Annotated in this window: 21 protein-coding genes; 11 read left to right on the top strand and 10 right to left on the bottom strand. The window is 73.4% G+C overall.

Features of this window, described 5'->3' with window-relative positions:
- Positions 1-85: 85 nt before the first annotated feature.
- From ACIA8K_RS33275 to ACIA8K_RS33255, 5 genes are all read right to left on the bottom strand, one after another.
- Positions 86-1,096 (bottom strand): CaiB/BaiF CoA transferase family protein, encoded by a 1,011-nt coding sequence (locus ACIA8K_RS33275; RefSeq protein ID WP_396066520.1) that lies wholly within the window; start codon positions 1,094-1,096, stop codon positions 86-88.
- A 42-nt stretch (positions 1,097-1,138) separates the two neighbouring features.
- Positions 1,139-2,461 carry an MFS transporter gene (locus ACIA8K_RS33270; protein WP_396066518.1) on the bottom strand — a complete coding sequence of 441 codons (1,323 nt, stop codon included), beginning with the start codon at positions 2,459-2,461 and terminating at the stop codon, positions 1,139-1,141.
- A 62-nt stretch (positions 2,462-2,523) separates the two neighbouring features.
- A complete protein-coding gene (locus ACIA8K_RS33265; protein ID WP_396066516.1) occupies positions 2,524-3,429 on the bottom strand; it encodes a TIGR03619 family F420-dependent LLM class oxidoreductase in 906 nt (301 codons plus the stop codon).
- Between the two features lie 153 nt (positions 3,430-3,582).
- The gene (locus ACIA8K_RS33260) at positions 3,583-4,557 is read right to left on the bottom strand and encodes a DMT family transporter (RefSeq protein WP_396066514.1); all 975 of its coding nucleotides are present in this window, start codon (positions 4,555-4,557) and stop codon (positions 3,583-3,585) included.
- 54 nt (positions 4,558-4,611) lie between these two features.
- Entirely contained in the window at positions 4,612-5,565 is a 954-nt protein-coding gene (locus tag ACIA8K_RS33255) for a LysR family transcriptional regulator (protein ID WP_396066512.1), read from the bottom strand.
- 320 nt (positions 5,566-5,885) lie between these two features.
- Between ACIA8K_RS33255 and ACIA8K_RS33250 the strand changes: the two genes are divergently transcribed.
- From ACIA8K_RS33250 to ACIA8K_RS33210, 9 genes are all read left to right on the top strand, one after another.
- Positions 5,886-6,392: a LuxR C-terminal-related transcriptional regulator gene (locus ACIA8K_RS33250; protein WP_396066509.1), complete on the top strand. Its 507-nt coding sequence runs from the start codon at positions 5,886-5,888 to the stop codon at positions 6,390-6,392.
- 82 nt (positions 6,393-6,474) lie between these two features.
- Complete coding sequence (locus ACIA8K_RS33245; RefSeq protein WP_396066507.1) at positions 6,475-7,287, top strand: hypothetical protein; 813 nt, start codon at positions 6,475-6,477, stop codon at positions 7,285-7,287.
- Entirely contained in the window at positions 7,284-8,402 is a 1,119-nt protein-coding gene (locus ACIA8K_RS33240) for an FAD-dependent oxidoreductase (protein ID WP_396066505.1), read from the top strand. The genes ACIA8K_RS33245 and ACIA8K_RS33240 overlap by 4 nt, the downstream gene beginning before the upstream one ends.
- A 14-nt stretch (positions 8,403-8,416) precedes the next feature.
- Positions 8,417-9,226, top strand: coding sequence for an aspartate/glutamate racemase family protein (locus ACIA8K_RS33235; RefSeq protein WP_396066503.1), 810 nt, complete (start codon positions 8,417-8,419; stop codon positions 9,224-9,226).
- A gap of 5 nt (positions 9,227-9,231) precedes the next feature.
- Positions 9,232-10,254, top strand: a complete 1,023-nt coding sequence (gene hemB / locus ACIA8K_RS33230) for a porphobilinogen synthase (protein ID WP_396066501.1) — start codon at positions 9,232-9,234, stop codon at positions 10,252-10,254.
- An 18-nt stretch (positions 10,255-10,272) separates the two neighbouring features.
- Positions 10,273-11,550 carry a glutamyl-tRNA reductase gene (gene hemA, locus ACIA8K_RS33225; protein WP_396066499.1) on the top strand — a complete coding sequence of 426 codons (1,278 nt, stop codon included), beginning with the start codon at positions 10,273-10,275 and terminating at the stop codon, positions 11,548-11,550.
- Positions 11,547-13,607: an acetate--CoA ligase family protein gene (locus ACIA8K_RS33220; RefSeq protein WP_396066497.1), complete on the top strand. Its 2,061-nt coding sequence runs from the start codon at positions 11,547-11,549 to the stop codon at positions 13,605-13,607. Before hemA ends, ACIA8K_RS33220 begins: the two co-directional genes overlap by 4 nt.
- The gene (hemL, locus tag ACIA8K_RS33215) at positions 13,604-14,938 is read left to right on the top strand and encodes a glutamate-1-semialdehyde 2,1-aminomutase (protein WP_396066495.1); all 1,335 of its coding nucleotides are present in this window, start codon (positions 13,604-13,606) and stop codon (positions 14,936-14,938) included. The genes ACIA8K_RS33220 and hemL overlap by 4 nt, the downstream gene beginning before the upstream one ends.
- Entirely contained in the window at positions 14,935-15,363 is a 429-nt protein-coding gene (locus tag ACIA8K_RS33210; protein WP_396066493.1) for an Ohr family peroxiredoxin, read from the top strand. Before hemL ends, ACIA8K_RS33210 begins: the two co-directional genes overlap by 4 nt.
- Positions 15,364-15,409: 46 nt before the next feature.
- On the opposite strand, the gene ACIA8K_RS33205 is transcribed toward ACIA8K_RS33210, so the two are convergent.
- The 3 genes from ACIA8K_RS33205 to ACIA8K_RS33195 form a co-directional block, all read right to left on the bottom strand.
- The gene (locus tag ACIA8K_RS33205; RefSeq protein ID WP_396066491.1) at positions 15,410-17,659 is read right to left on the bottom strand and encodes a penicillin acylase family protein; all 2,250 of its coding nucleotides are present in this window, start codon (positions 17,657-17,659) and stop codon (positions 15,410-15,412) included.
- Between the two features lie 65 nt (positions 17,660-17,724).
- A complete protein-coding gene (locus ACIA8K_RS33200) occupies positions 17,725-18,441 on the bottom strand; it encodes an SGNH/GDSL hydrolase family protein (RefSeq protein ID WP_396066489.1) in 717 nt (238 codons plus the stop codon).
- A complete protein-coding gene (locus ACIA8K_RS33195; RefSeq protein WP_396066487.1) occupies positions 18,438-19,112 on the bottom strand; it encodes a response regulator transcription factor in 675 nt (224 codons plus the stop codon). Before ACIA8K_RS33195 ends, ACIA8K_RS33200 begins: the two co-directional genes overlap by 4 nt.
- Positions 19,113-19,165: 53 nt before the next feature.
- On the opposite strand from ACIA8K_RS33195, the gene ACIA8K_RS33190 reads away from it, so the two are divergent.
- Entirely contained in the window at positions 19,166-20,497 is a 1,332-nt protein-coding gene (locus ACIA8K_RS33190; protein ID WP_396066485.1) for an ATP-binding protein, read from the top strand.
- Positions 20,498-20,502: 5 nt separating this feature from the next.
- Here the strand turns inward: ACIA8K_RS33190 and ACIA8K_RS33185 are convergent, their stop codons facing one another.
- Both ACIA8K_RS33185 and ACIA8K_RS33180 read right to left on the bottom strand, forming a co-directional pair.
- Positions 20,503-21,537, bottom strand: coding sequence for an alpha/beta hydrolase (locus ACIA8K_RS33185; protein WP_396066483.1), 1,035 nt, complete (start codon positions 21,535-21,537; stop codon positions 20,503-20,505).
- The gene (locus tag ACIA8K_RS33180; protein WP_396066481.1) at positions 21,512-22,474 is read right to left on the bottom strand and encodes a hypothetical protein; all 963 of its coding nucleotides are present in this window, start codon (positions 22,472-22,474) and stop codon (positions 21,512-21,514) included. Before ACIA8K_RS33180 ends, ACIA8K_RS33185 begins: the two co-directional genes overlap by 26 nt.
- Before the next feature lie 123 nt (positions 22,475-22,597).
- Here ACIA8K_RS33180 and ACIA8K_RS33175 point away from each other — a divergent pair, with 123 nt between their 5' ends.
- Complete coding sequence (locus tag ACIA8K_RS33175; protein WP_396066479.1) at positions 22,598-24,358, top strand: phosphatidylglycerol lysyltransferase domain-containing protein; 1,761 nt, start codon at positions 22,598-22,600, stop codon at positions 24,356-24,358.
- The last annotated feature ends 68 nt before the right edge of the window (positions 24,359-24,426 follow it).

Raw genomic sequence — 24,426 nt, 5'->3', positions numbered from 1 at the left:
CGGTGCCGGACGAGGAGCCGCACCTGGAGTCTTTCTACCGCGGCTGCGGCTTCTCCCCCACCGCCGCCGGGCTGCTACGGCTGGGCTAGGCGGACAGATCACCGGCCGGCTCAGGTGTGTCGCGGAAGCGGGGCGCGGGGCCGGGCTGGGTGACGCCGCCGACGGTCAGGTAGGAACTGCGGGCCACGGCCTGCGGGTGAGTGGCTGCCTCGTCGAGGGTCAGCACCGGGACCACGCACGCGTCGGTCTCGGCGAAGATCTTCGCCCAGTCGTCGCGGTCACGGGTGCGGAACGCGTCGGCGAAGCGCCGGCTCACCTCCGGCCAGTTCCGCTCGTCATCCCGGGAGGGCAGGTCGTCCAGGTCGAGCGTGGCGACCAGGGTGCGGTAGAACTTCTCCTCGATCGCGCCGACCGCGACGTGCCGGCCGTCGGCGCACGCGTAGGTGGCGTAGAACGGCGCGGCGGTCACTGTGTGCACGCCCGGCGCCTCCCGCCAGCGCTGCACCAGGCCGGTGAGCAGCGCCGCGCCCTCCACCATGGCCGCGTCGACCACCTGCCCGCGACCGGTCGTGGCGCGGTGCTGGAGCGCGGCGAGCACGCCGAGCGCGAGCGTCATGCCACCGCCGGCGAAGCTCGACAGGTAGTACGGCGGGGGCGCGACAGGTACGTCCGCGTCCGGGCCGAGCAGCGCGCCGGTGAGCGCCAGGAACGTGATGTCGTGCCCGGGCCGCTGCGCCCACGGCCCGTCCTGCCCCCAGCCGGTGACCCGGCCGTAGACCAGGCGAGGATTGCGCGCGTGCGCCTCGGCCGGCCCGATGCCGAGCCGCTCCGCCACGCCGGGCCGGAAGCCCTCGATCAGCACGTCCGCGTCCGTGACCAGCGACAGCACCGCGGCAGCGCCGGCCGGATCCTTGAGGTCGGCGGTGACCGGGCGACGGCCGCGGCCCAGCGGGTCACCCGGCGCGGGCGGCGCGGCGGCCGGCCGGTCGACGCGAGTCACGTCCGCGCCGAGGTCCGCGAGCAGCGTGGCCGCGAACGCGCCGGCCGCCGTTCCGGCGATCTCGACGACGCGCAGCCCGCGCAGCGGTCCGGTCATCATGGTCTCCTCGGTTCGCGGTGCGGATTGCCGGTCATCACGCTATGCAGCGCGGCGCCGCTCCTCACTACGGGAAGCCGAAGCCTGTTCACGGCCGGTCCGCGTCGCGACGGCCACGCCGAGCACGGCGGCGAGGGCGCCCAGCAGCGGGATCGCCGCCGGTGGCAGGCCGGCCCCGAGTGCGGCGCCGCCGAGGGCCGCGCCGATCGCGCCGCCCAGGTAGGTGGCGGAGCTGTTCGCGCCGACGGCGGCGGCCCCCGCGCCGTGGTGGTCCTGCAGCAGCCGGTGCTGTTGCGGGACCACGAACGCCCACCCGGCCGCGCCCCAGGCCAGGCACGCGATGACCGTGACGGCCGTCCCGGCGCCCGCGAACGGCAGCGCCGGACCGGTGCTCGCCGACCGGGCCGCGACCGCCAGGCCGAACATCGTCAGCGCGCCGGCCAGCACCGCAAGCAGCACTATCGCAAGCCGCCGCGGGCGCAGACCGCGGTCGAGGAGAGGGCCGGCGGCGAGGCTGCCGAGGAGGCCGCCGGCACCCCACGCGCACAGGTGCGGCGCCGGGTCGCTGATTCCGGCGGTCGCCAGGGCCGGTGCCAGGTAGGTGTAGGCGCCGAGGCTCGCGATCGTCTGCAGCACCGTCACCGCGACGACCACTGCGACCCGCCGATCCCGCAGCGCTGCCGCCCGCTCGCCGAGCGACACGGCCGGGCTCCGGACGCGGGTGGCCGGGCGCGCGCGGTCACCGCCGACGGTGCCGTGCCGGCGACTGGGGTCCGTGGCAGCGAGCGCACACCCTCCGCCGACGGCATCGGACGGTCGCCCGCCGTTCGTAGCGGGAAGCGCCACCACCAGCGCGGCGAGGGCGGCCAGACCCAGCGCGGTGACCAGCCAGAACGCGGTCGTCCAGTCGCCGTGCCGGGCGAGCAGCAGGCCGGCCGGGACGCCCGCGACCGAGCCGCCGCTCAGGCCGGCCAGCACCAGGGACAGCGCCCGGCCACGGTGGGCCGGCGGGGACAGGGCGGCGGCGGTCGTGGCGGCCAGCGGCGAGAAGACACCGGCCGCGGCGCCGGCCAGGATGCGGGTGGCGAACAGGAATGGAAGCGACGTGGCGAGCGCGCCGGCCGCGTTCGCGATCACGAACGCGACAAGCGCGACGCCGAGCACCCGGCGGGAGCCACCCGGTAGCAGCACGGCAAGCGGCGGCGCGGCAAGCGCGTAGGCCAGCGTGAACGCGGTGACGAGCTGCCCGGCCGCGGCCGGGGACGCGCCGAAGTCGGACGCGATCGGCAGCAGCAGACCGGCGGTCAGGTAGGCGTCGGCGCCGAGCGCGAACGTGCCCAGGGCGAGGACTGCGGCGGCACGCACCGGATCACCGCCGACGCACGGGAGCGCGCCCGGGGATCGGGGCGGGGAAGGCGCCCACCGGACTACCGGAGCGCCTGGCGGGGCAGGTCGGCCAGCTGCTCGGTGAGCGTGCGGACCGCCTTCCAGTGCCGGGGCTCGTCGAACGGCACGCCGGGATACGCGGTGTCCAGCACCACGTGGCCGATGCCGAGCTCGCGCAGGCGTACCAGATCGCTGTGAATCTGATCCGGAGTCCCCTCGCCCGCCAGCCGCTGGTGGTCGCCGAGCGGCGCGTCGGTGAGACGTAGCTTGATCCGGGGGGCGGTCTCGGGCGTGGGCCGGCCGAGCCGATCGGCAAGCGCGGCCAGCCGGGACACGCCGGCGACCAGGTCCGGCATGGTGAGCGAGGTGGGGTGCCAGGCGGTGCCGTGCTGGACCGCGCGGCGCATCGCGGCCTGACTGTGCCCGCCGATCCACAGTGGTGGGCGGCGGCGCACCGGGCGCGGCGCGGTCCGGACGTTCTCGAAATTCACGAACCGGCCACGGTACGACGTGAGCTCCTGCGTCCAGAGCCGGGTCAGCGCCTCGAGGTGCTCGTCCATCAACTCCCCCCGGCGGGCGTAGTCGAGGCCGAGCGCGGCGAACTCCTGGGGCGCCCAGCCGGCGGCCACCCCGAGGATGAGCCGGCCGCCGCTGAGCTGGTCGAGGGTGGCGGTCACGCGCGCGGTCTGCAGCGGGTGCCGGTACGGCAGGATCAGCGCTGTGGTGCCGAGCTGCGCGGTGCGGGTGATGCCGGCGAGCCAGGCGAGCGTGGTGAGCGGGTCGTAGAACGGCGCGGGGAACAGGCGCGCGACGTCCGGGGTGACCGCCACGTGGTCCGACATCATGATCGAGTGGAAGCCGGTCTCCTCCAGCCGCACGCACCAGTCGTGCAGCCGGGCCGGGTCTGCGGACGGGCCGAAGTTGGGAACGTTGATACCGAATCTCATGCGAGGGCTCCTGGGCGCGGCGAGGACGGATGCGTGGGGCGTGTCCGGTAGCCGTTCGGGATCCACCGGACACGCCCCGGGCCGGGCGCCATGCGAGCGGCGCCCGGCGATGATCGGGCGCGCCGCTCGGGGAGGCGGCGCGCCCTGGGACGGTCAGCCGCGCGCGTCTGCGGCAGCGGCGGCAGCGCCGGAGGCCGCGGAGGCGCCGGAGGCCGCACCCGCGCCGCCGGGCGCCGGAACCGCAGCAGAGGCCGGAGCGACCGGCTTGCGGCGGACGAAGTAGATCGCGGCCAGCACCAGTCCGGCACCGGCAAGCACCGGCCAGCCGAGCGGCTCGCCAAGCACGATCGCGCCGAGCAGCACCGACACCGGCGGGAACAGGTAAGTGACTGTGGACGCGACAGTGCCGCCCTCACGCACGATGAGCTGGAAGTTGAGCACGTAGGCGAGGCCGGTGCAGACCACGCCGAGCACCAGCAGGCCGAGCACCGCGTCAAGCCGCAGGTCGATCGCGCGCAGCCCGCCGAACGGCAGCGCCGGCACCATGAGCAGCGTCCCGGCCGTCAGCTGCGACGCGGCCAGCACCAGCGGCGGCAGGCCGCGCCCGGCCAGGAAGCGTCCCATGTAGGCGAAGCTGGCGCCGAGGCTGACCGTGCCGACTGTGAACGCGATGATTCCGGCGGTGCTGTTGGTGTTCCCGGCGTGCCAGGGCGCGGCGATCAGCACGGTGCCGGCCATGCCGAGCGCGAGCCCGAGCGCGCGCCATCCGCCGAGTCGCCGTTCCTGGCGCCAGAGCAGCGCGACCACCACCGTCCACACCGGCGTGGTCGAGTTGATCACGCCGGCCACGCTTGACGATGCGGACTGCTCGCCCCAGGCGAAGAGCGTCCAGGGCAGCGCGTTGCCGAGGAACGCCGCGACGAGCAGGTGACCCCAGAGCGTGGCGCCGGTGGGCAGCCGCTGGCCGCGGGACCAGACGACGGCAAGCAGCACCAGCGCGCCGAGGGCGAGCCGGGCGAAGACCATCTGGACCGGCGAGAAGCCGTACCCGGTGATTTTGATCCAGAGAAACACCGACCCCCAGATCAGGCCCAGCAGACCAAGCCTGAGCAGGCTCGATTTGGACACGGTCGTCTCCTCACGAAGCGAAGTCGCGGGCCGTCGCGGCCCGCCGACTCATGCTCACGCGGGGTGACCGTGCAGGTCCATCGAGACATTGTGCTCCGGACCGTTCAGCAGATCTGCATGATGCCGGAGCGCGCCGAGCACTGCCGCGAGGTGCGGCGCCTCCTGGCTGCCGCGCCGGAGCACCGCGGTGATGTGCCGGGACGGCCGGTCGGTCTCCAGCTTGCGGATTGTCACGCCAGGCCGGGCCGCGACGCTGGCGAGCCGGGAGACGAGCGCGACGCCGAGCCCGAGCGCGACCGCGGCCGTCACCCCCTCCCAGTCGCCGATGCTGTGCACGACGTGCGGGGTGAAGCCGGCGGCGGCGCAGGTGGCCATCGAGACGTCCAGGCAGGCGCCGGCGCGCGGCAGGATCCACGGCTCCTCGGCGAGCTCGGCGAGGGTCACCTCCGGCGCCGCGGCGACCGGATGGCCGGCCGGCAGCGCGATGTCGAACACGTCGGTGAGCAGCGGCTCGCGGTGGAAGCGGCGGTCGGTGGCGGCCGGGCCCTGCCGGGACTCGACCATCAGCACCACGTCCAGCTCGCCGCGGACAAGCAGGTCGAGCGCCTCGGGGTGCTCGACCTCGAGCAGCCGCAGGTGCAGGTGCGGCGCGGTGTCGCGGAGCGTGGCCAGCGCGGGCAGCGCCAGCCCGGAGATGGTGGCGGCGAACCCGCCGAGCACGACCCGGCCGGCCGGCGCGCCGGTGGCGGCCGCGATGTCGGCCTGGGCCAGCTCCAGCCGGGCGAAGATCTCGTCGGCGTGCCGGAGGAGGATCTGCGCCGCGTTGGTCAGCCGCACGCGGCGGCCGGCGGACTCGATCAGGGGCGCGCCGGCCTCCCGGCTGAGCGCTGCGAGCTGCTGAGACACGGCGGACGGCGTGAGGTGCAGCGCGGCGGCGACGGCGGTGACCGTGCCGCGCCGGCTCAGCTCGCGCAGCACCCGCAGCCGGCGGACGTCGAGGTCATGCATAACCCCAGGATAGGCCACCCGAACGCGTTCATTTTCCGTTAAAACCACTGACATGTGATGCCCGCCACACAGCTTGTCTGCACTCACCGTCACCAATACAGTGCATATTCGTGACGGCAGCGCCGTGTCCGGAAACGGACGTTTTCCGGCCAGCAATGCAGCGTCGTCAAGGTCGGCGATAAGGGCAGGCACGGGGGTCCCGAATTGCCGATTGCTGGACATCCGTCGGATTTCTGACAATGTTCGTGCGGCTCCCGTGCGCGCACCGAAAGCTCGGCGCATTTGCACACTCGATGCGCCGGCCCCGCTGGGAGGCGAGGATGCAATGGTATGCGGTGGAGATGTCTTTCTACGCCGACGAGAGCCTGCGACGGCAATGGCGTCCGGCACATCGTGATTACTGGCAGGGACTGGCCGACCGCGGCGTCCTGGTCGGCGGCGGCCTGTGGCCCGATGGGAACGGCGGCCTGCTGATGTGCCGCGCCGCCGACGAGGAGGCACTGTGGTCGATCCTGCACGCGGATCCCTACGCGATCGGCAGGGTGATCACCAGCGTGCGCGTGCGCCGGTGGAACGTGCAGATGGGCGAACGCCTGCTCGAACCACCGGAACCCGCGGCCCATCCGCGAGAACCGGACCTGACACCGCATGAGCACCGGATCGCGCGCCTGGTCCTGGACGGCAAGACCAACCAGGAGATCGCGCGGCAGTTCCAGGTCTCCTCGCGTGCCGTCGAGCTTCACCTGACGAGCATGTACCGCAAGCTCGGCATCTCCCGGCGGGCCCAGCTGGCCCGGGCACTCTCCGTGGTGGCCCTCGCCGTCTGACCGTTTCGTGCGAAGAGCCCGGTGATATGCCGGGTTCTTTTCACGTCCGCTTCATTTCCCGTTCGCATTCTCCGCGATTGCGGTGACTGCGGATTTCCGTAGTGCCTGCCCCTCGTCGCGAATCTACGCTCGAAAAGCGATCGACGAGGGAAGGAAAACCGTGACCGACAATAGGACGCCGCGGACCGCGGTGGTGCTGCCACCCGCTAACGCCGCCGTGGAACCGGAGTTCGGAACACTGCTTCGGAATCTCGCACACGTCTATTCTTCGCGATTTCCCGTCTTGCCCGGAAAGACGCTCCGGGAACGTCTCGAAACGTATAACAAGATTATTCCGGAGATGCTCGGCGCGTTCGGCACCCTGCGCCTGGACGCGGCGGTCATCGCGTGCAGCGGCTCCCACTACCTGTTCGGCCCGGACGAGGACCGCGAGCTGTGCGCGCGCCTCGGCCGGGAGTTCGGCTACCCGGTCGCGTCCGCGACCGTGGCCACGCTGGACCTGCTGGGAGCGATCGGCGCGCGGACGATCACGCTGGTCTCGCCGTACGAGCCGTGGCTGACCGAGCTGTCCGTGAGCTACTGGCGGGCGGCCGGCCTGACCGTCGACCGGGTGATCCCGATCCGGGCCGGGCAGGCCTTCTCGCCGTACGACGTGACCACCGACGAGCTGATCGCGCAGGTGGACGCGGCACAACCGGCCCGGGACGGCGTCTTCTTCCTCACCGGCACCGGCATGTTCACGCTGGACGCCGTCGAAAGGCTGCGCGAGAACACCTCCCGCACGGTGCTGACCTCGAACATCGCCGGCTCGTGGTGGGCGCTGCGAGCCACCGGGCGGACCGCGCCGACCGGGCGGACCGCGCCGGCCGGGCCGCTGAGCCGGCTGCCGCGATGACCGACGTGCTGATCGCCGGCGCCGGACCGGTCGGCCTGACCTGCGCACTCGCGCTGGCCAGGCGCGGTGTGCCGGTCACCGTGCTGGAGCGCGGGGCGGCGCTGTCCCAGGCGTCGCGGGCGTCCACCTTCCACCCCGGCACACTTGACCTGCTGACTCCGCTCGGCGTGACACCGGAGCTGATCGCGGCCGGACGGGCGGTCGACCGGGTGCAGTGGCGGGACCTGTCCGGGCGGGTGCTTGCCGAGATGGACTTCGCGCTGCTGGCCGGGCTGACCGGGCATCCGTTCCGGCTGCACGCGGAGCAGACAGTGCTGACCCGGCTGCTGGCCCGGGAGCTGTCCGCCGTACCCCATGCGCGATTGATCTTCGATCGTCCGGTGCGGGACGTGGCCGCCGCCAGGGCTGAGTTCGGTGCCCGCTACCTGGTGGCGGCGGACGGCGCGCACAGCACGGTGCGGGCCGCACTCGGGATCGGCTTCCCGGGCGCGGACTACCCGCACTACGCGCTGCGGGTGATCACGCGGACGCCGCTCGACGAGGTCGTGCCGGGGCTGGCGGCGCTCGCCTACGTGCGGGACAGCCGGCTGTCGTTCAGCGTGCTGGGCCTTCGGGACCACTGGCGGCTGATCTTCCGGATCCCGGCGGGCACCGATCCTGACCAGGCCATCCGGCCGCAGGCGGTGCGCGACCTGGTCCGGCGGGCGCTGCCCGGCCGGGACGTCGGGATCGAGGACGCGCACACATACCGCGTCGCTCGCCGGGTGGTGGACGGCTATCGGCACGGTGACGTGTTCCTCGCCGGGGACGCCGCGCATCTGACCTCCACCGCGGGCGGCCTGAACATGAACGCCGGGCTGCACGACGCGGTGACCCTCGCCGGCGTGCTTGCCGATCTGCTCGGTGGCGCGCCGGACGTGCGCGCCGACGCCTGGGCCGCGAGCCGTCGCGCCGCGCTTGTCGACACGGTCCTCCCGCTCAGCGAAGCGCGAGCGCGCGGCGCGGACGGCAGCGGCCCGGAGACACGCGCCGCCGTGGAGGAGGTGATCCGCACCGCCTCGGATTCCGGGCTCTCCCGCGCCTATCTGGCCCGATCGTCCCTGCTCACCGCGTGAAGGAAGAGCACATCATGCGACTCTGGTTCCAGAAACACACCGTCGCCGGACGGCTTCCCCTGCTTGACAAGTGGTACGACGACCACCTCGCCGCGCTCGTCGCGCCCGGCACCACAGTGGACATCCACACGCTGCCCGAGGGCACGTACGGCGATGACACCCCGTTCGACCTGGTCGGCTTCGGCAGCCTGGCGCTGCGGTTCAACGGCTACTTCGGCGAGACCGCGCTGACCGCCGAGCGCGAGGGCTACGACGCGTGGATCATCGCGGCCGGGCAGGACCCCGGGCTGCGGGAGGCGCGGACGCTGGCCACCATCCCGGCGCTCGGCTATACCGAGACCGCCACGTTCCTTGCCGCGATGCAGAATCACCGGTTCGGCGTGCTGGGCTTCATGCCGAAGCTGCGCGAGCCGATCACCGACAACATCACCCGGCAGGGTCTTCGGCATCTGCTCTCCTCGTACGAGATCGCCGACGACGGCGCGCAGGCCGTGCACGCGGCGCTGAACGGCGATTTCGCGCTGTTCCTGGAGACGTTCGGCCGGGCCGCCCAGCGCGCGGTGGACGCCGGCGCGCAGTTGCTGATCCCGGCCGAGGGCATCCCGAACGAGATCTTCTGGCACCTCGGCGTGCACGAGCTGCACGGCGTGCCGGTCATCGACCCGGCCGGCCTGGCCGTGAAGGCCGCCGAGCTGCTGGTGCAGGCGAACACGTCCGGGATCTTCGCCCGGACCGGGGCCGGCTACTGGTTCCGCCGTCCCGAACCCCACGTCACCGAGCACGTCGAGCGCGTGTTCCAGGGCAACCTCATCGGAAGGGCCTGACCGTCATGACCTACTCCCGCATCCCCACGACGTACACCAACGGCGGCGACAGCGGGCACCCGCTGCACCGGCCTCGGCGGCTGCGGCGCACGCCCGCGCTGCGCCGGCTGGCCGCGGAGACCACAGTACGGCCGAGCAACCTGGTGCAGCCGCTGTTCGTCCGGGAAGGGCTGACCGAGCCACGGCCGATCGTCTCGATGCCGGGCGTCTACCAGCACACCCGGGACAGCCTTCGCAAGGCGGCGGCCGAAGCGGTGGCGGCCGGCGTCGGCGGGCTGATGGTCTTCGGCATCCCGGAGACGAAGGACGCGCTCGGCACCGGCGCCTCCGACCCGGACGGCATCGCCCAGATCGCGCTGCGCGACGTGGTGGCCGAGGTCGGCGACGAAACCGTGGTAATCAGCGACATCAACCTGGACGAGTACACCACGCACGGGCACGTCGGCGTGCTCGGGCCGGACGGCGACGTGGACAACGACGCCAGCCTCGCCCGGTTCGCCGAAGTGGCGGTGGTCCAGGCCGAGGCCGGCGCGCACATCGTCGCGCCGAGCGGCATGCAGGACGGCCAGGTGCGGCACATCCGCGAGGCGCTGGACCGCGCCGGGCACGGGTCGGTGGCGATCCTCGGCTACTCGGCGAAGTACGCGTCCAGCTTCTACGGCCCGTTCCGGGACGCGGTCGAGTCGTCGCTGACCGGCGACCGGAAGTCCTACCAGCAGTACCCGGCGAACACCCGCGAGTCGCTGCGCGAGGTGGCGCTGGACCTCTCCGAGGGCGCGGACCTGGTGATGGTCAAGCCCGCCTCGCACTACCTGGACATCGTGCGGCTGCTCGCGGACTCGGTGGACGTGCCGGTCTCCGCGTACCAGGTCTCCGGCGAGTACTCGATGATCGAGGCCGCCGCGGCCCGGGGCTGGATCGACCGGGACAACGCGGTCCTGGAGAGCCTCACCTGCCTCTACCGGGCCGGCGCGACCGTCCTGATCAGCTACTGGGCCACCGAGTTCGCCACCAAGCTCTCCCGTTAGCACTGGATGTGAACTGACATGTCAGAACAGAACCTCAATCTCGTCGTCGTCGGGCTGAGCCACGCCAGCGCCCCCGTCGACCTGCTGGAACGAATAAGCCTGCCGGAGGACCGGGCGGTGGCGCTGCTGCAGTCGGTTCCGCACGGCGCGATGCTGCTGTCCACCTGCGGCCGGGTCGAGCTCTACGCCGAGTCCGCCGATCCCGGCCGCCTGCCCGGTCTGCTGGCCGCGCAGACCGGTCAGGCCCTCGAGGACCTCCGCCCGCACATGTACGTGCACACCGCCGAGCGCGCGGTCGAGCACCTGTTCACCGTCACCTCCGGCCTGGACTCGGTGGTGATCGGCGAGGATCAGATCCTCGGCCAGGTCAAGGACGCGCTGGAGCGGGCGCAGGCCGTCGGCACCTCCGGCCAGGTGCTGCACCAGCTGGTCCAGTCCGCGCTGCGTACCGGCAAGGCGGTCCGCACCCGTACCGGGCTGAACAAGGCCGGCCGGGACCTGGCCACGGTCGGCATCGCCCGGTTCGAGGAGCACATCGGCTCGCTTGCCGGCCGGCATGCGCTGATCATCGGCGCGGGCTCGATGGCGGCGGTGGTCGCGGCCGCGCTGCGCCGGGCCGGCGTGCGGCGCTTCGACGTGGCCAACCGCAGCCGGGAGCGCGCCCAGCACCTGGCGGACACCGCGGGTGGCCGCGGCACCACCCTGGACGAGATCCCGTCACTGCTGCCGGACGCGGACGTGGTGGTCAGCTGCGCCGGCGGCACCGACGTCGTGCTGAGCGCGGCCACTGTCGCGGACGCGCTGGCCTCGCGCGGCGACCGGCCGCTGTTCGTGCTGGACCTGGCGCTGCCGCGCAACGTGGACGCGGCCGTCGGCGACCTGCCGGGGGTGGACTTCGTGGACCTGCGCGTGCTCACCGACGCGTCGCCGGAGACCGAGGCGGCCGCCGGGTCGGCCGCAAGCGTGGAAGCGGCCGAGTCGCTGGTCAGCGCCGCGGTCGAGGAGTTCATGATCAGCCAGCGGACCGCCCGGGTCGGGCCGGTGCTGGCCGCGATGCGCACGGCCGCGAGCACGGCGCTGACGGCGGAGCTGACCCGGCTCACCCGCCGGGTGCCGGACCTGGACGCGCACGCGCACGACGAGATCGCCCGTTCGATGCAGCGCGTCGTCGACAAACTGCTGCACCAGCCGACGGTACGCGCCCGGCAGCTGGTCGGCCGGCCGCAGGGCGACGTCTACCTGGGTGTGCTCGGCGAGCTCTTCGCACCCCACGACGAGAACGAGGTACTGGTGTGAACAACCTGTCCGCCCTCTGGTCCGCGTCCTCGGTCGCGGTCATCGGCGCCACCGAACGGCCGGGCGCGCTCGGCCGCAAACCGGTCGACTACCTCATCCGGTACGGCTATCAGGGCCGGATCCTGCCGGTCAACCCACGCTCGTCGCAGATCCTGGGTCTGCCCGCCTACCCGAGCGTCCGCGAGGCGCCCGGCCCGGTCGACCTCGCACTGATCATGGTCGCCGCGGACCGGGTGCCGGCCGCGGTCGACGACTGCGTGGCCGCCGGCGTGCCGGTCGCGATCATCGCCTCGTCCGGATTCGCCGAGACCGGTGCGGAGGGCGCGGCGCTGCAGGCCGAGGTGGTGGCCCGCGCCCGGGCCGGCGGGCTGCGCCTGGTCGGCCCGAACTGCATCGGCGCGGTCGGCTTCCGGCATCGGGTGCTTGCCACGTTCAGCCCGCTGTTCATGGCCGAATCGGTGCCCTTCGAGCCGGGTGGCCTGGCCGTGGTCAGCCAGAGCGGCGCGCTCGGCTTCGGCGTGGCAAGCCTGGCGCTTGAGCGCGGGCTGCGGCCCGGCTGGGTGGTGAGCACCGGCAACGACGCCGACGTCACCGCGATCGAGGTGCTCCGCGCGCTGGCCGAGGAGCCGGAGTGCACCGGCCTGCTCGCCTACCTGGAGACCGTGCCGGACGTGACCGCGCTGCGCGAGCTGGCCGCCAGCGGCAAGCCGGTCGCGCTGCTCAAGTCCGGGCGCAGCGCCGCCGGGAGCCGGGCCGCGGCCTCGCACACCGGCGCGCTCGCCACCGACGACCGGGTGCTGGACGGCGCGCTGCGCCAGTACGGCATCACCCGCGCCGACGACGTGGACGACCTGCTCGACATCGGCCGCGCGTTCAGCGGCCCGCACCGCCCGCGCGGAGGGCGGATCGCGGTGGTGACCACGTCCGGCGGCTCCGGCATCCTGGCCGCGGACGCGATCGCGGAGCAGGGCCTCACGCTGGCGCCGCTCTCCGAGGAGACCCGCCGTGAGCTGGACGGGATCGTGCCCGCGTTCGGGTCGGCGGACAACCCGATCGACATCACCGCGACCGTGCTCAGCGACCCGACGCTGCTGGACCGGTCGCTTGACGCGGTGGCCCGGGACGACACGGTCGACCTGATCATCGGGGCCTTCTGCGTGATGGCCGGCCCGGACGTCGACAAGGCGGTGACCGCGTTCGGCCGGGTCGCCGACGCCTACGGCAAGCCGGTCCTGGTCGCCCGCACCGGCGCGGACTTCCTCGCCCCGGACGCGCCCGCCCGGCTGCGTGCCGCGGGGCTGCCGGAGTTCCCGTCCCCCGCCCGGGCGGTCCGGGCCGCGGCCGCGCTGGCCACGGCCGTGTCCGGCGCCGGTGCGGCCGTACCCGCGGTCCCGGCGCCGGACGGCGCGGTGCACGCGGTGCCGGCCGCCGACGCCACCGAACCGGCGCTCAAGCGGCTGCTGGCCGGAGCCGGTCTGCCGGTGCCGGACGGCACATCGGTGACCACCGCGTCCGACGCGGTCGCGGCAGTGACGGCGCGCGGCGGTGTCGCGGTGCTCAAGGCCGTGGTGCCGGGCCTGTTGCATAAGACCGAGGCCGGTGGCGTCGCGGTCGGCGTGACCGCGGACCGGGCCGCCGAGGTCTTCGCCCGGCTGGCCGCGCTCGGCGGCACCGTGCTTGTCGAGGCGCAGGCCCCGGACGGCGTCGAGATGATCGTCGGCGTCCGGTCCACGCCGCTTGGCAATGTGCTCACTGTCGGCGCCGGTGGCATCTTCGCGGAGGCGCTTGACGACGTGGCCTGCCGGCTGCTGCCGCTGCGCGCCGGGGACGCGGAGTCGATGATCGCCGAGCTGCGCGGCGCGCGCCTGCTCGACGGCGTGCGCGGCCGCCCGGCCGCCGACACCCCCGCGCTGGTACGGGTGCTGGAGGCGCTGTCCGCGCTGACCGCCGACTGGCCGGCCGGCTTCGAACTCGACCTCAACCCGGTCCGGGTCCTGGCCGACGGCGCGCTCGTGCTTGACGCGGCCTACACACTCACCAAGGGAGACCGCGCATGACAAGCGCCGTTCTGACGCGCTCGCAGGAACTCTTCGACCGGGCCCGGGCGGTCGTGCCGGGCGGCGTCAACTCGCCGGTCCGCGCGTTCGGCGCGGTCGGCGGCACGCCACTGTTCATGTCGTCGGCGTCCGGCGCCTGGCTCACCGACGCGGACGGGCGCCGGTACCTGGACCTGATCTGCTCCTGGGGCCCGATGATTCTCGGGCACGGCCACCCCGCGGTCGCCGAGGCGGTGCGTGAGGCCGCCGCGCGCGGCACCTCGTTCGGCACGCCGACCGAGGGCGAGGTGCTGCTCGCCGAGGAGATCACCCGCCGGATCGCGCCGGTGGAGCGCGTCCGGCTGGTCTCGTCCGGCACCGAGGCGACCATGTCCGCGGTCCGACTGGCGCGCGGGTTCACCGGCCGCCGCAAGGTGATCAAGTTCGCCGGCTGCTACCACGGGCACGTGGACGCGCTGCTGGCCCAGGCCGGCTCCGGCGTGGCCACGCTCGGCCTGCCGGACAGCCCCGGCGTGACCGGCGCCGCCGCCGAGGACACGATCGTGCTGCCGTACAACGACCTGGCCGCGGTGGAGGCGGCGTTCGCGGCCGCGGGCGGCGAGATCGCCGCCGTGATCACCGAAGCCGCGCCCGGCAACATGGGCGTGGTGCCGCCGGCGCCCGGATTCAACGCCGGACTGGCCTCGCTCTGCACCCGGCACGGCGCGCTGCTGATCTCCGACGAGGTGATGACCGGCTTCCGGGCGGCCCGGGCCGGGCACTGGGAGCTGGACGGCGCACGCGAGGGCTGGCGCCCGGACCTGCTCACCTTCGGCAAGGTGATGGGTGGCGGCTTCCCGGCCGCCGCGTTCGGCGGACGTGCCGACGTGATGGCGCAGCTCGCCCCGGAGGGCCCGGTCTACCAGGCCGGCACACTCTCCGGGAACCCGGTCGCGACCGCGGCGGGCCTGGCCACGCTGCGCGCCTGCACGCCTGACGTCTACACCCACCTGGGCCGGGCCGCGGATACGGTGGCCGGGCTGGTCTCGGACGCGCTGTCCGCGCAGGGCGTGGCGCACCGGGTGCAGCGGGCCGGCACGCTCTTCTCGGTCTTCTTCACCGACCGGCAGGTGACCGACTACGCGTCCGCGAAGGCGACCGAGACGTTCCGCTACCGCCCGTTCTTCCACGCGCTGCTCGACAGTGGCGTCTACCTGCCACCGTCCCCGTTCGAGTCCTGGTTCGTCTCCGCCGCCCACGACGACCAGGCCTTCTCCCACCTCGCGGCCGCACTTCCGTTCGCCGCGCGGGCCGCCGCGGCCGCCACCGCCCAGGAAGGAACCGACGCATGACAGTCGTCTACACCGCAGAGGTCAGGTCCGCCGGTGACGGCCGCTCCGGCACCGCTCGCAGCACCGACGGCCACCTCGACGTCACGCTGGCCCCGCCCGCGGAAACCGGCGGAAGCGGGCTCGGCACCAACCCGGAACAGCTCTTCGCCGCCGGATACGCCGCCTGCTTCCACAGCGCGCTGCGGCTGAGCGCCCGCGAGGCCGGCGTCGCGGTCCCCGGCAGCGCCGTCCACGCGTCGGTCTCGCTGATCCGCGGCGACGACGGTTACCACCTCGCCGTCGACCTGACCGCCGTCCTGCCCGGCCTGAACGCCGATGTGGCAGCCATGCTCACCGCCCAGGCCCACCGCCGCTGCCCCTACTCCCGCGCCGTCCAGGACAACATCACCGTCCAGATCCGCGCTGTCGACCACCAGCCGGCCTGAGCGGCACGTGCCGGGCCTGATCATCATGGGCCCGGCACGCGCGCCGTCAGCGCAGGTGGCGGATGGTCAGAGCCGGGTCGGCGGCGATCTCCGACTCGGTGAAGCGGTCAGTCACCCACTGCTTGGCCGCGTACAGCCTCGTCTGGTCGGTGTGGTGCGGGGAGGTCGGGTTCGCCGACTGGCCGTAGGTGAGCAGCGTGCGCCCCTTCGGCCCGTGCCGGGTGAACTCGACGGCCAGCACGAAGCTGGTGCCGTGCTGCACGCCGGAAGGCGGGGTCAGGTTGGCGGTGATGACGTTGAAGCAGCCCTCGCGGCCGTCGCAGCCGTGCACGCCGATGCCCTCGTACTGCTGGACATCCGTCAACCGTGCGCCCACCGTCGGACCGAGTGCCTTGACGCCGTCCGCGAACGCGGTGGCCACGCCGGGCAGCGTCGCGTCGAAGTCGCGCGGGGTGTGGACCGGGTCCGCCGGGTCGAACGGCGTACGCCACGGGCTGGTACGCAGCCGCAGGATGAACGCGCGCCAGACGACCGCGCCGCGGGCCTCCAGGTCACCGCGCGTGTCCCAGCCGCCGAGCGTGGCACAGGCCTCGGACACGTCGACGGCGCTGCCGTCGGAGGCGGTAAGCGCCGGGTTCGCCCGGCAGAGTGCCAGTACCGACTGCACACCCTGTTCCGCGGTCAGATTGCGGTTGTTGAGCAGCATCGCCTGGAGGTCGGCGAGCGTGAAGCCGCCGTCCGCGACACCGTCGCCGATCATCTGCAGGCCGAGCCGCGTGCGCGGCGACCGCTCGGTGCCGGTGGACCCCACGATCGACGGGTAGCCGGTCAGCGGCGCGGCCGGGTTCGCAAGCCACGGGCTGTCGTTCATGTTGCTGACGTAGTCACGGCGGAACAGCGCCGGCAGCCGGCCCGCGCCGAGCAGGCCGGGCACCGGCGCGTCCGCGTCGGTCCCCCAGCCGCAGGCGGCACGGGAGCCGTCGAGCACCTGGATGCCGTCCACGTCGGCCAGGCCGCAGCGGGCGATCAGCTCGTCGGTGACGTGCGGGACGACCTGCAGGTCGCCGTAGTAGGCGGTCCCGGTCGCGTCGGCCGCGGTCGTGTTCACCCACGGTGAGGCAAGCAGCCGCGCCTGGACGTCGCGCAGCTCGCGCACGCTGCGGGCCTTGCCCATGCCGAGCCACTGATCGACGGTACGCAGATTGCCCGCGTTCGCGCTGCGCAGCTGGAACGCCTGCGCGGTGTCCCAGGGGAGCAGCCCGGGGACGGACACGATCGGCCCGTCCGGCGTGCTCCAGACCGGCTGCGACACGGTGGTAAGCGTGCCGTCGTCCTGCCGCACGGTCACCGTGACCGGGTCGCTCCTCAGCGCCTTGACCTGCCCGTCCACCACGTACGACCGCGGGTCGCCGGGGGTGAGCGCGAGCCGGTGCAGCGTGACTGTGGTGGCGGTGGAGACGGTGTGCGACCAGGCGACCCGGTCGTTGTGGCCGATCGCGACGGCCGGCATGCCGGGCAGCGTGGCACCTGTGACGTCGAGTTCGCCCGGGATGGTCAGCTGCACCTGGTGGAAGCGGTTCGGGCCGTTCCACGGGAAGTGCGGGTTGCCGAGCAGCATGCCGGTGCGGCCGGTGGTGGCGTCCGCGCCGAGTCCGACCGCGTTGCTGCCCAGCCCGTCGCCGTTGCGTGACGGCATCGCGGACGGCGTGCTGCGGGAGGCCTTCGCGGCGACGCCCGGCGGCTGCGCGGCCGCGATCAGCTCGGTCAGCTCCTCGCTACCGGCCATCTCCGCGATCTGCTGCACCCGGCGCCAGATGTCCAGCTCGGTGATCGGGCGTACCCACGCGGCGCCCTTGCAGGCGGACTCGGGCAGGTTGCCGACGCCGGTCTCGCGCAGGTAGCGGTTGTAGCCCTCGGCGTAGCCCCGGGCCAGGTCGCGCGCGTTGCGGGACGGCCCGCCCGGCGCGGTGAGCTGCCGCTCCACCACCCGGTTGCCGAGCAGCCAGCGGTGGTACAGGTCAGACTCGAGGTTTCCGGAGCCCGGCCCGAAGTACCGGGACGACTCGCCGTCCAGCCCGACGATCTCGATCGCCAGCAGGCACAGATTGTCCTCGGCGAACGCATAGCCGGCCCCGACGCCCGCGCCGTGGTAGGAGCCCGCGCGCACGTGCGGCACCCCGAACTCGGTGCGCCGCAGCGTCGCCCCGGCACCGCCCGCCACCGCCGGCGCCGCGCTCGCCATCAGCGCGGTCACGGCGGCCAGCGCCACAATCGATCGTCCCGTCCGTCCGAACATGGAACCCTCATCCCCGGCCGACCATCGGCCGCCGTCCATTATGAACACCGGGCGACCGCCTGCGATCAGGGAAAAGCCTTAGGGATGGCGGCGGCGATGACCGCGTGCCCGGCGGCGTTCGGGTGGTCGCCGTCCGCCGCGAGCAGCCCGGTCGGGTCGGACCGGCCGTCCACGCCCTTGAACAGCGGGTAGGTGGGCACGAAGGACGCGCCGCCCGCCTCGGCAGCGGCCGCCAGCGCGCGGTTGGTGTCGTCGGTGGCGATCGCGGCCTCCACATCCTCGCCGGGGGCGAACTCGGCGGCGTCGCCGTCCTGGACGACGTTCCAGTAGCCGAGCACCATGACCGGCAGCGCGGCGCCGGCGACCGCGTGGATCTCCCGGACCGCCGCTGTCACGTTCTCCTCTGTCCGGCCGGAGATCTCGGCGTAACCGGAGGCGCCGGCGCCGGGGAATCCGTCGGCGGCGTCGTTCGCCCCGACCATGATCAGGACCGTGGTGGCGTGGCGGAGGCAGTCCTCGGCCTCACCGGACCGGATCTGCGCGAGCACGTCCGCGGAGGTGTAGCCGTCAGCGGCCAGATCGATCGCGCCGGCACCGGCGTACAGCCGGGCGGCGTACAGGTCGGGGAACGGCACGCAGTCACAGGCGGTGCCCGCGGGGACGGAGTCACCTAATGCGACGACGAGGGGTGCGGGCGCGGCAGCGGTCGACGCTCCGACCGGCGGCGCACAGCCGGCCACCAGCAGCACGACTGCCACCAGAGCACACAGGCGACGGCTCACGCAGTGTCGTCCAGGCGGTAGCCGACGCCCCGCACCGTCACGATCGTCTGCCTGTCGAACGGCCGGTCGACCTTGTCCCGCAGGTAGCGGATGTACACGTCGACCACGTTGGAGCCGCCGTCGTACGCGAAGTCCCACACGTGGTCGATGAGGTGGCTGCGGCTCAGCGTCTGGCTCGGCCGCCGCATCAGCTCGTGCAGCAGCATGAACTCCTTCGCGGACAGCTCGATCGGGATGTCGCCGCGGCGGACCGCGCGGGTGGCCGGGTCGAGCACGAGGTCACCGACGCGCAGCTCGGCCGGGCGCTCGGCCGGCTCGCGGCGGGTGAGCGCGCGCAGCCGGGCCAGCAGCTCCTCGAACGCGAACGGCTTCGTCAGGTAGTCGTCCGCGCCCGCGTCGAGGCCCTCGACCCGGTCCGTGACGCTGTGCCGCGCGGTGAGCATCAGCACCGGCACCCAGAGCCCGTCGTCCCGGATGCGCCTGCACACCTGGAAGCCGTCCGGCGCCGGGATCATGGCGTCCAGCACCACCACGTCGTAGTCGTTCTCGGTGATCTTCCAGATCGCGTCGGTGCCGGTGGCGGCCGTGTCGACCGCGTAACCGGCCCGGCGCAGCCCGCGGGTGAGCATGCTCGCCATCGCCGGATCATCCTCGACGACAAGCAGCCTCATGGTCCCAGGATAAGGTTCGATCACCACGTGTGACCCTGAGGAGGCGAGCACCGGTGCCACGATCACTGCGTACCCGCCTGGTGCTGATCTTCTCGGCCGGCACGGCCGGGGCGCTGCTGCTGTGCCTGTTCCTGCTCGGCCTGGTCCTCGACGACCAGCTCGGCAACGCGGTCGGCGCGGACCTCTACGACCGCCGTGACCACCTGCTGACCGCGCTCGAGGAGGGCGACACCGGACCGATCCGGCACGACTCGCTCGCCCAGCTCTACGCCGAGGACGGCAGCCTGATCACCGGCTCGCCCGCGCTGGCCCGGCACCGGCTGCTCACGCCCGCGCTTGCCGCCGCGCTCACCGACGACACGATGCTCGACATCGAGCTGCCGATCGGCGCGGGCCGGACCGTGGTGCCGGTGTCGATCCTGGCCGTGCCGGTCGGCGACGGCTCCGGGAACGTGCTTGCCGTGGCGACCGACGCGGAGATCATCGAGGGTGCGACGGACCGGCAGTGGATGGTGCTGCTGGCCTCCGCGCCGGTCCTGATCGCCGGCCTGGTCGGCGCCGGCTGGCTGCTGGTACGCGCCGCGCTGCGCCCGGTGGAGGTGCTCAGCCAGGAGGCCGCCGCGATCTCCTCGCTCGACAGCGACAGACGGCTGCGGCCGGTGCCGGGCGACGACGAGCTGGCCACGCTGGGCCGCACGCTGAACCGGATGCTTGACCGCCTGCAGACCGCGTTCGCCCGGGAGCGGACGTTCGTCGACGACGCAAGCCACGAACTGCGCACGCCGCTGACCGTGCTGCGCGGTGAGATCGAGCTGGCGCTCGGCGCGCTCGACGACCGCGACGAGGTCGAGCAGTCGCTGCTCGCCGCGCGGGAGCAGACCGACCGGCTGATCCGGCTGACCGAGCACATGCTGCTGCTGGCCCGGCACCGGTCCGGTGAGGTCGTCGCGGACCGCCGCCCGGTCGACCTGCTGGACCTGGCGTCCGAGGAGGCGCGGCTGCTCGGCCCCACGCTCGGCCTGGACATCGAGGCCCGCGGCGAGCCGGTGGTGGTGCCTGCCGACGCGGACCGGCTGCGCCAGATCCTTGCCAACGCGGCCGCGAACAGCGCCGCCGCCGGCGCGACCCGGCTGTTGTTCCTGATCGAGCACGAGCACGCGGGGGTACGCCTGGAGTGCGCCGACGACGGGCCGGGCGTCCCCGGCGACGTGCTCGGCAGCGTGTTCGAGCGTTTCGTCAGGGGCGATGCCGCCCGTGGCGCCGGCGGCTCCGGCCTGGGCCTGTCGATCGTCCGCGCGATCGTGTCCGCCCACGACGGGCGGGTCGAGGTGCGCAACGGCCCGCCGCTCGGCGGCGCCGTGCTCACCGTCCACCTGCCCGCCTGACCCGGTCACGGCACTGGCCGGGCGAGGCGCGCGGACAGCCAGCCGAACGCGGGCCGGGCCGACGCGGACCAGGTCTGCGCGTTGTGCCCGCCGGTCTCCACGAACGCGGTCGTCACAGTCATCGGCGCCTTCGCCAGGCCGCTCAGGTCAGTCGCCGCGCGCATCGCGGTCCGGTCCGTCTTCGCGCACGCCAGGTAGAGCGAGACGGCCGGGACCGGCAGGTTCCGCAACCGCCAGGTCAGGTCGTAGGTGGTGTGCTCGCTGCCGTCGCCGACCGCGATCCCCGGATCGGCGTACCCGGACAGGCTGGCCGCGGCCGTGTACTGCCCGGGATGGCGCAACAGCAGGCTCGACGCGCAGAATCCGCCCGCTGAGTAGCCGATCAGGCCCCAGGAACCCGGATCGTCCCGCACCGGCAGCGTGGCCCGGGCGAACGCAGGCACATCGGCGGTCAGGAACGTCTCGGTCTGCGGGCCGCCGGCCATGTTCGTGCACTCGGTGTCAAGCGACGGCTTCGGCGTCTGGTAAGGGAACAGCACGATTGTCGGCGCCATCCGCCCCGCCTCGATCTCCTCGTCGAGCAGCGTGATCGCGTCGAGCCCGTTCAGCCACTGCAGCGGCGACGCCGGATAGCCGTGCAACGCCTCGATCACCGGGTAGCGACGCCCGTCGCCCGGCTGGTAGACAGCCGGCAGGTAGGCATACATGGTCAGCGTCAGCCCGCTCGCCGGCCCCGCCACGGTGAACGTCTCGATGTGCCCGCCGTTCTCCCGCCGCCGCTGCGGCACCGCGGCCGGGTCGGCTGCCGCCGGCGTGCCGGACACGGTCAGCGAGGCCCAGCTCGGAACGGCGTCCACCTGCCGGTTCAGCCAGATCAGACCGGTACCCGCCGCACCCGCAACACACAAGATCAAAATCATTCCACGGTACGCGAAGCGCCGCCTGCCCGTGGCCGAGTCCCAGACCGCACCGAGCGTGACCGCGGCGGTGAGCGCCACACCGAGCGCGACCAGCTCAGCGGCGAGACTGTTCGGCGCCATGCCGCTCCCCTCCTCGATCGGCCGGTCCGGAGGTGGTGCCGGCGGCAGTACCGGCCGCGGCGACGGGCACCAGCGGCGGCGGTGTCTGTTTGACCGCCCAGTCGATCGCCGCGGCCCGCGTGCCCTCCCACCGCACAGCGACCCCCTCGGGCAACGCAAGGCCACCCGGCATCGTGCTGCCACCCGTCGGCGTGCTGCCACCCGGCGTGCTCCCGTCCTTCGGCCGCACGCCGATGATCGCGACAGACGGGTACCGCGGAGCTGCCGCGCCGATCACCGGGACCGCCACGGCGGTGGCCAGACGGGCTGGCACGACCAGGGCCCACCGCTGCGTGGTGACCCGGAGGTCGTGCCCGGCCGCGGCGGGCAGCCCGGTGGCGAGCACCTCCGGCGGGGTGGACGGCGCCACCGGCACGGTGATCAGCACCGCGTCCCGGCCGGCCGTCTCCGGTGCGGCCTCGCCGGCGCCAAGGCTCAGGTCCGTCCCGTCGTGGCCGGGCGCATCTCCGCTGTCCACGACGATCACCACGACCGGATAGACCCGATCCGGGTGCGCGCCGTAGTCCGCCGGCATGGTCACGGCCGGCGCGCCCGCGAGTCCCCACTTCTCCCAGCCGGCCGGCCGCCAGGCGAACGTCCCCCCGGGCGGTGGATCATCTGCCAGCCCGCCGTCGAGCGCGCCGGCCGGCGTCGGATGCGCGACAGGCCCGTTGTCTCCGGCCGCAAGCAGCGCCCCCCACGTCGGATAGAACTGCTCGTGGCGGTTCGCGTACAGGCCGCAGGTCAGGATCAGCAGCGCCTCGGTGAGCAGCACGCCGAGCGGCCGGATCAGCAGACGCCACCGCCCGCCCCGGCGCCACAGCAGCACTGTCGCCCCGAGCGCGAGGAGCGTGATCGACGCCGCGAGCAGGATCAGCGGCTTGCCGGTGAGCGACATGCTGGGAACTGTGGCAGCCGGACGATGAGATCTCGATGAGAGCGCTTTTCATCGTCCTCTCATCGTCGGCTCCCTAACGTCTCGTGGTGCGATCGCCGAACTACGACCGGAACGGAAGCGACGATGAGTCAGCCCGACACTGACACCCGCACGTCCTGGCAGACTCACACGTCCTGGCAGAAGAGGCCGCCGCGGCGGCGCGCGCTGGTCGCCCGGGCGGTGCAGCTTGCCGGTCTGTTCGACATGTGGGCGGCGTTCGCGCCACGGCGGCACGGCCGGTCGCTTGTGCTTGAGTTCCTGCCGACCGCGGGGCTGCTTACCGCGCGCGTCTCACTGCTTGTCGGCGGCGCGCTGCTGATCTATCTGGGTGCCGGGCTGCGCCGGGGCAAGTACCGGGCCTGGCAGCTCGCGACGACTGTGGTCGGGCTCGGCTTCCTGCTGCAGCTCGGCCGTCCGCCGGGCCCCGGTCCGGCCGTGGTGTCCGTGGCGTTGTTCGCGCTGCTGATCGCGGCACGGCACGAGTTCCGCGCGCCGTCCGGGCGGACCAGCCGGGTGCGGGCACTGGCCGTCGGCGCCGGCTTCCTGACGACCGGGTTCGCGGTCGGGTTCCTGGAGATGGCCACCCGGCTGCATCGGCTCGCGCCGGGCACCGGGCCGGGCGACTGGGCCGCGCACTCCGCGCTCGGCCTGATCGGCGTGACCGGCCCGGTGCGGTTCGTCTCACCGATGGCGGCGCTCCTTGTGGACTACACGACAGGCGCGTTCGGCCTGCTCGCGCTCGCCGCCACCGTCGTGCTGCTGCTGCGGCCCGGGTCACGGCGCCCGGCGCGGACCGCCGCGGACGAGTCGATGCTTCACGATCTGCTGGCCCGGCACGGTGCGAAGGACTCGTTGAGCTACTTCGCGCTGCGGCACGACAAGTCGCTGCTCTGGGCGCCGAACGGGTCGGCAGTCATCGCCTACCGCGTGATCAACGGCGTGAGCCTTGCCTCGGGCGACCCGATCGGCCCGGAGTCCGCGTGGCCGGACGCGATCGGCGCCTGGCTTGCGGACTGTGCGGCCTACGGCTGGACGCCGGCCGTGCTTGGCTGCGGCAACTCGGCGGGCCGGGCGTTTCGCAAGCACGGGCTGGACGTGGTGGAGCTGGGCGACGAGGCGATCCTGGACGTGTCCACGTTCTCGCTGCAGGGGCGGCCGATGCGCGGTGTCCGGCAGGCCGTCAACCGCATGCAGCGCGCCGGGTTCACGTGCACAGTGGACCGTCAGCGGGACCTGCCGGCCGACGTGCTGGCCGGCGTGGTCCTGGCCAGCGACCGGCTGCGGGACGGCGGGGTCGAGCGCGGCTTCTCGATGGCGCTGTCCCGGATCGGCGAGCCGGGCGACGGCGACTGCCTGCTGGTGATCAGCCGGGACGCGACCGGCCGGATCCGTGGCGTGCTCCAGTTCGTGCCGTGGGGCGCGGACGGGCTCTCGCTTGATCTGATGCGCGGCGACCGGGAGGCGGGCAACGGCCTGACCGAGCAGATGGTGGTGTGCGCGGTCGAGGCCGCACCCGCGCTCGGCGTCCGCCGCGTCTCCCTCAACTTCGCGGTGCTGCGGTCGGTCTTCGCGCGGGCGGACGAGTTGGGCGCCGGGCCGGTGCTGCGCGGCTGGCACCGGCTGCTGCGGCTGGCGTCCCGGCGCTGGCAGATCGAGTCGCTGTACCGGGCGAACGCGAAGTACCAGCCGGACTGGCAGCCTCGCTACCTGTGCTTCCCGACCGCCCGGGACCTGCCCCGGATCGCGATCGCGGCGTTGTCCGCGGAGTCGTTCCTGCCTTATCCCCGGCGCGCTCCGGCCGAGGCGCCCCGGCCGGAAATCTCGCGGACACTCGTCGATCGATGATCTGACACTTGTCGATGGATGATATAGACGTAGAGGCTAAATGAGGTGGAAGGTTGCCGGGCCCGCGC

The sequence above is a fragment of the Catenuloplanes sp. NPDC051500 genome (genome assembly GCF_044454585.1).
In the GTDB taxonomy this organism is placed as follows: Bacteria; Actinomycetota; Actinomycetes; order Mycobacteriales; family Micromonosporaceae; genus Catenuloplanes.
This window is presented reverse-complemented; position numbering and strand designations above follow the sequence as displayed.

Bases quoted from the DNA above. Each gene is read 5' to 3' on its own strand.
- ACIA8K_RS33240 (WP_396066505.1), top strand. From the start codon at position 7,284: ATGACCGACGTGCTGATCGCCGGCGCCGGACCGGTCGGCCTGACCTGC.
- ACIA8K_RS33235 (WP_396066503.1), top strand. From the start codon at position 8,417: ATGCGACTCTGGTTCCAGAAACACACCGTCGCCGGACGGCTTCCCCTG.
- hemB (WP_396066501.1), top strand. From the start codon at position 9,232: ATGACCTACTCCCGCATCCCCACGACGTACACCAACGGCGGCGACAGC.
- ACIA8K_RS33275 (WP_396066520.1), bottom strand. From the start codon at position 1,096: ATGACCGGACCGCTGCGCGGGCTGCGCGTCGTCGAGATCGCCGGAACG.
- ACIA8K_RS33195 (WP_396066487.1), bottom strand. From the start codon at position 19,112: ATGAGGCTGCTTGTCGTCGAGGATGATCCGGCGATGGCGAGCATGCTC.
- ACIA8K_RS33185 (WP_396066483.1), bottom strand. From the start codon at position 21,537: ATGGCGCCGAACAGTCTCGCCGCTGAGCTGGTCGCGCTCGGTGTGGCG.
- ACIA8K_RS33250 (WP_396066509.1), top strand. From the start codon at position 5,886: ATGCAATGGTATGCGGTGGAGATGTCTTTCTACGCCGACGAGAGCCTG.
- hemA (WP_396066499.1), top strand. From the start codon at position 10,273: ATGTCAGAACAGAACCTCAATCTCGTCGTCGTCGGGCTGAGCCACGCC.
- ACIA8K_RS33180 (WP_396066481.1), bottom strand. From the start codon at position 22,474: ATGTCGCTCACCGGCAAGCCGCTGATCCTGCTCGCGGCGTCGATCACG.
- hemL (WP_396066495.1), top strand. From the start codon at position 13,604: ATGACAAGCGCCGTTCTGACGCGCTCGCAGGAACTCTTCGACCGGGCC.
- ACIA8K_RS33175 (WP_396066479.1), top strand. From the start codon at position 22,598: ATGAGTCAGCCCGACACTGACACCCGCACGTCCTGGCAGACTCACACG.
- ACIA8K_RS33265 (WP_396066516.1), bottom strand. From the start codon at position 3,429: ATGAGATTCGGTATCAACGTTCCCAACTTCGGCCCGTCCGCAGACCCG.
- ACIA8K_RS33255 (WP_396066512.1), bottom strand. From the start codon at position 5,565: ATGCATGACCTCGACGTCCGCCGGCTGCGGGTGCTGCGCGAGCTGAGC.
- ACIA8K_RS33210 (WP_396066493.1), top strand. From the start codon at position 14,935: ATGACAGTCGTCTACACCGCAGAGGTCAGGTCCGCCGGTGACGGCCGC.
- ACIA8K_RS33205 (WP_396066491.1), bottom strand. From the start codon at position 17,659: ATGTTCGGACGGACGGGACGATCGATTGTGGCGCTGGCCGCCGTGACC.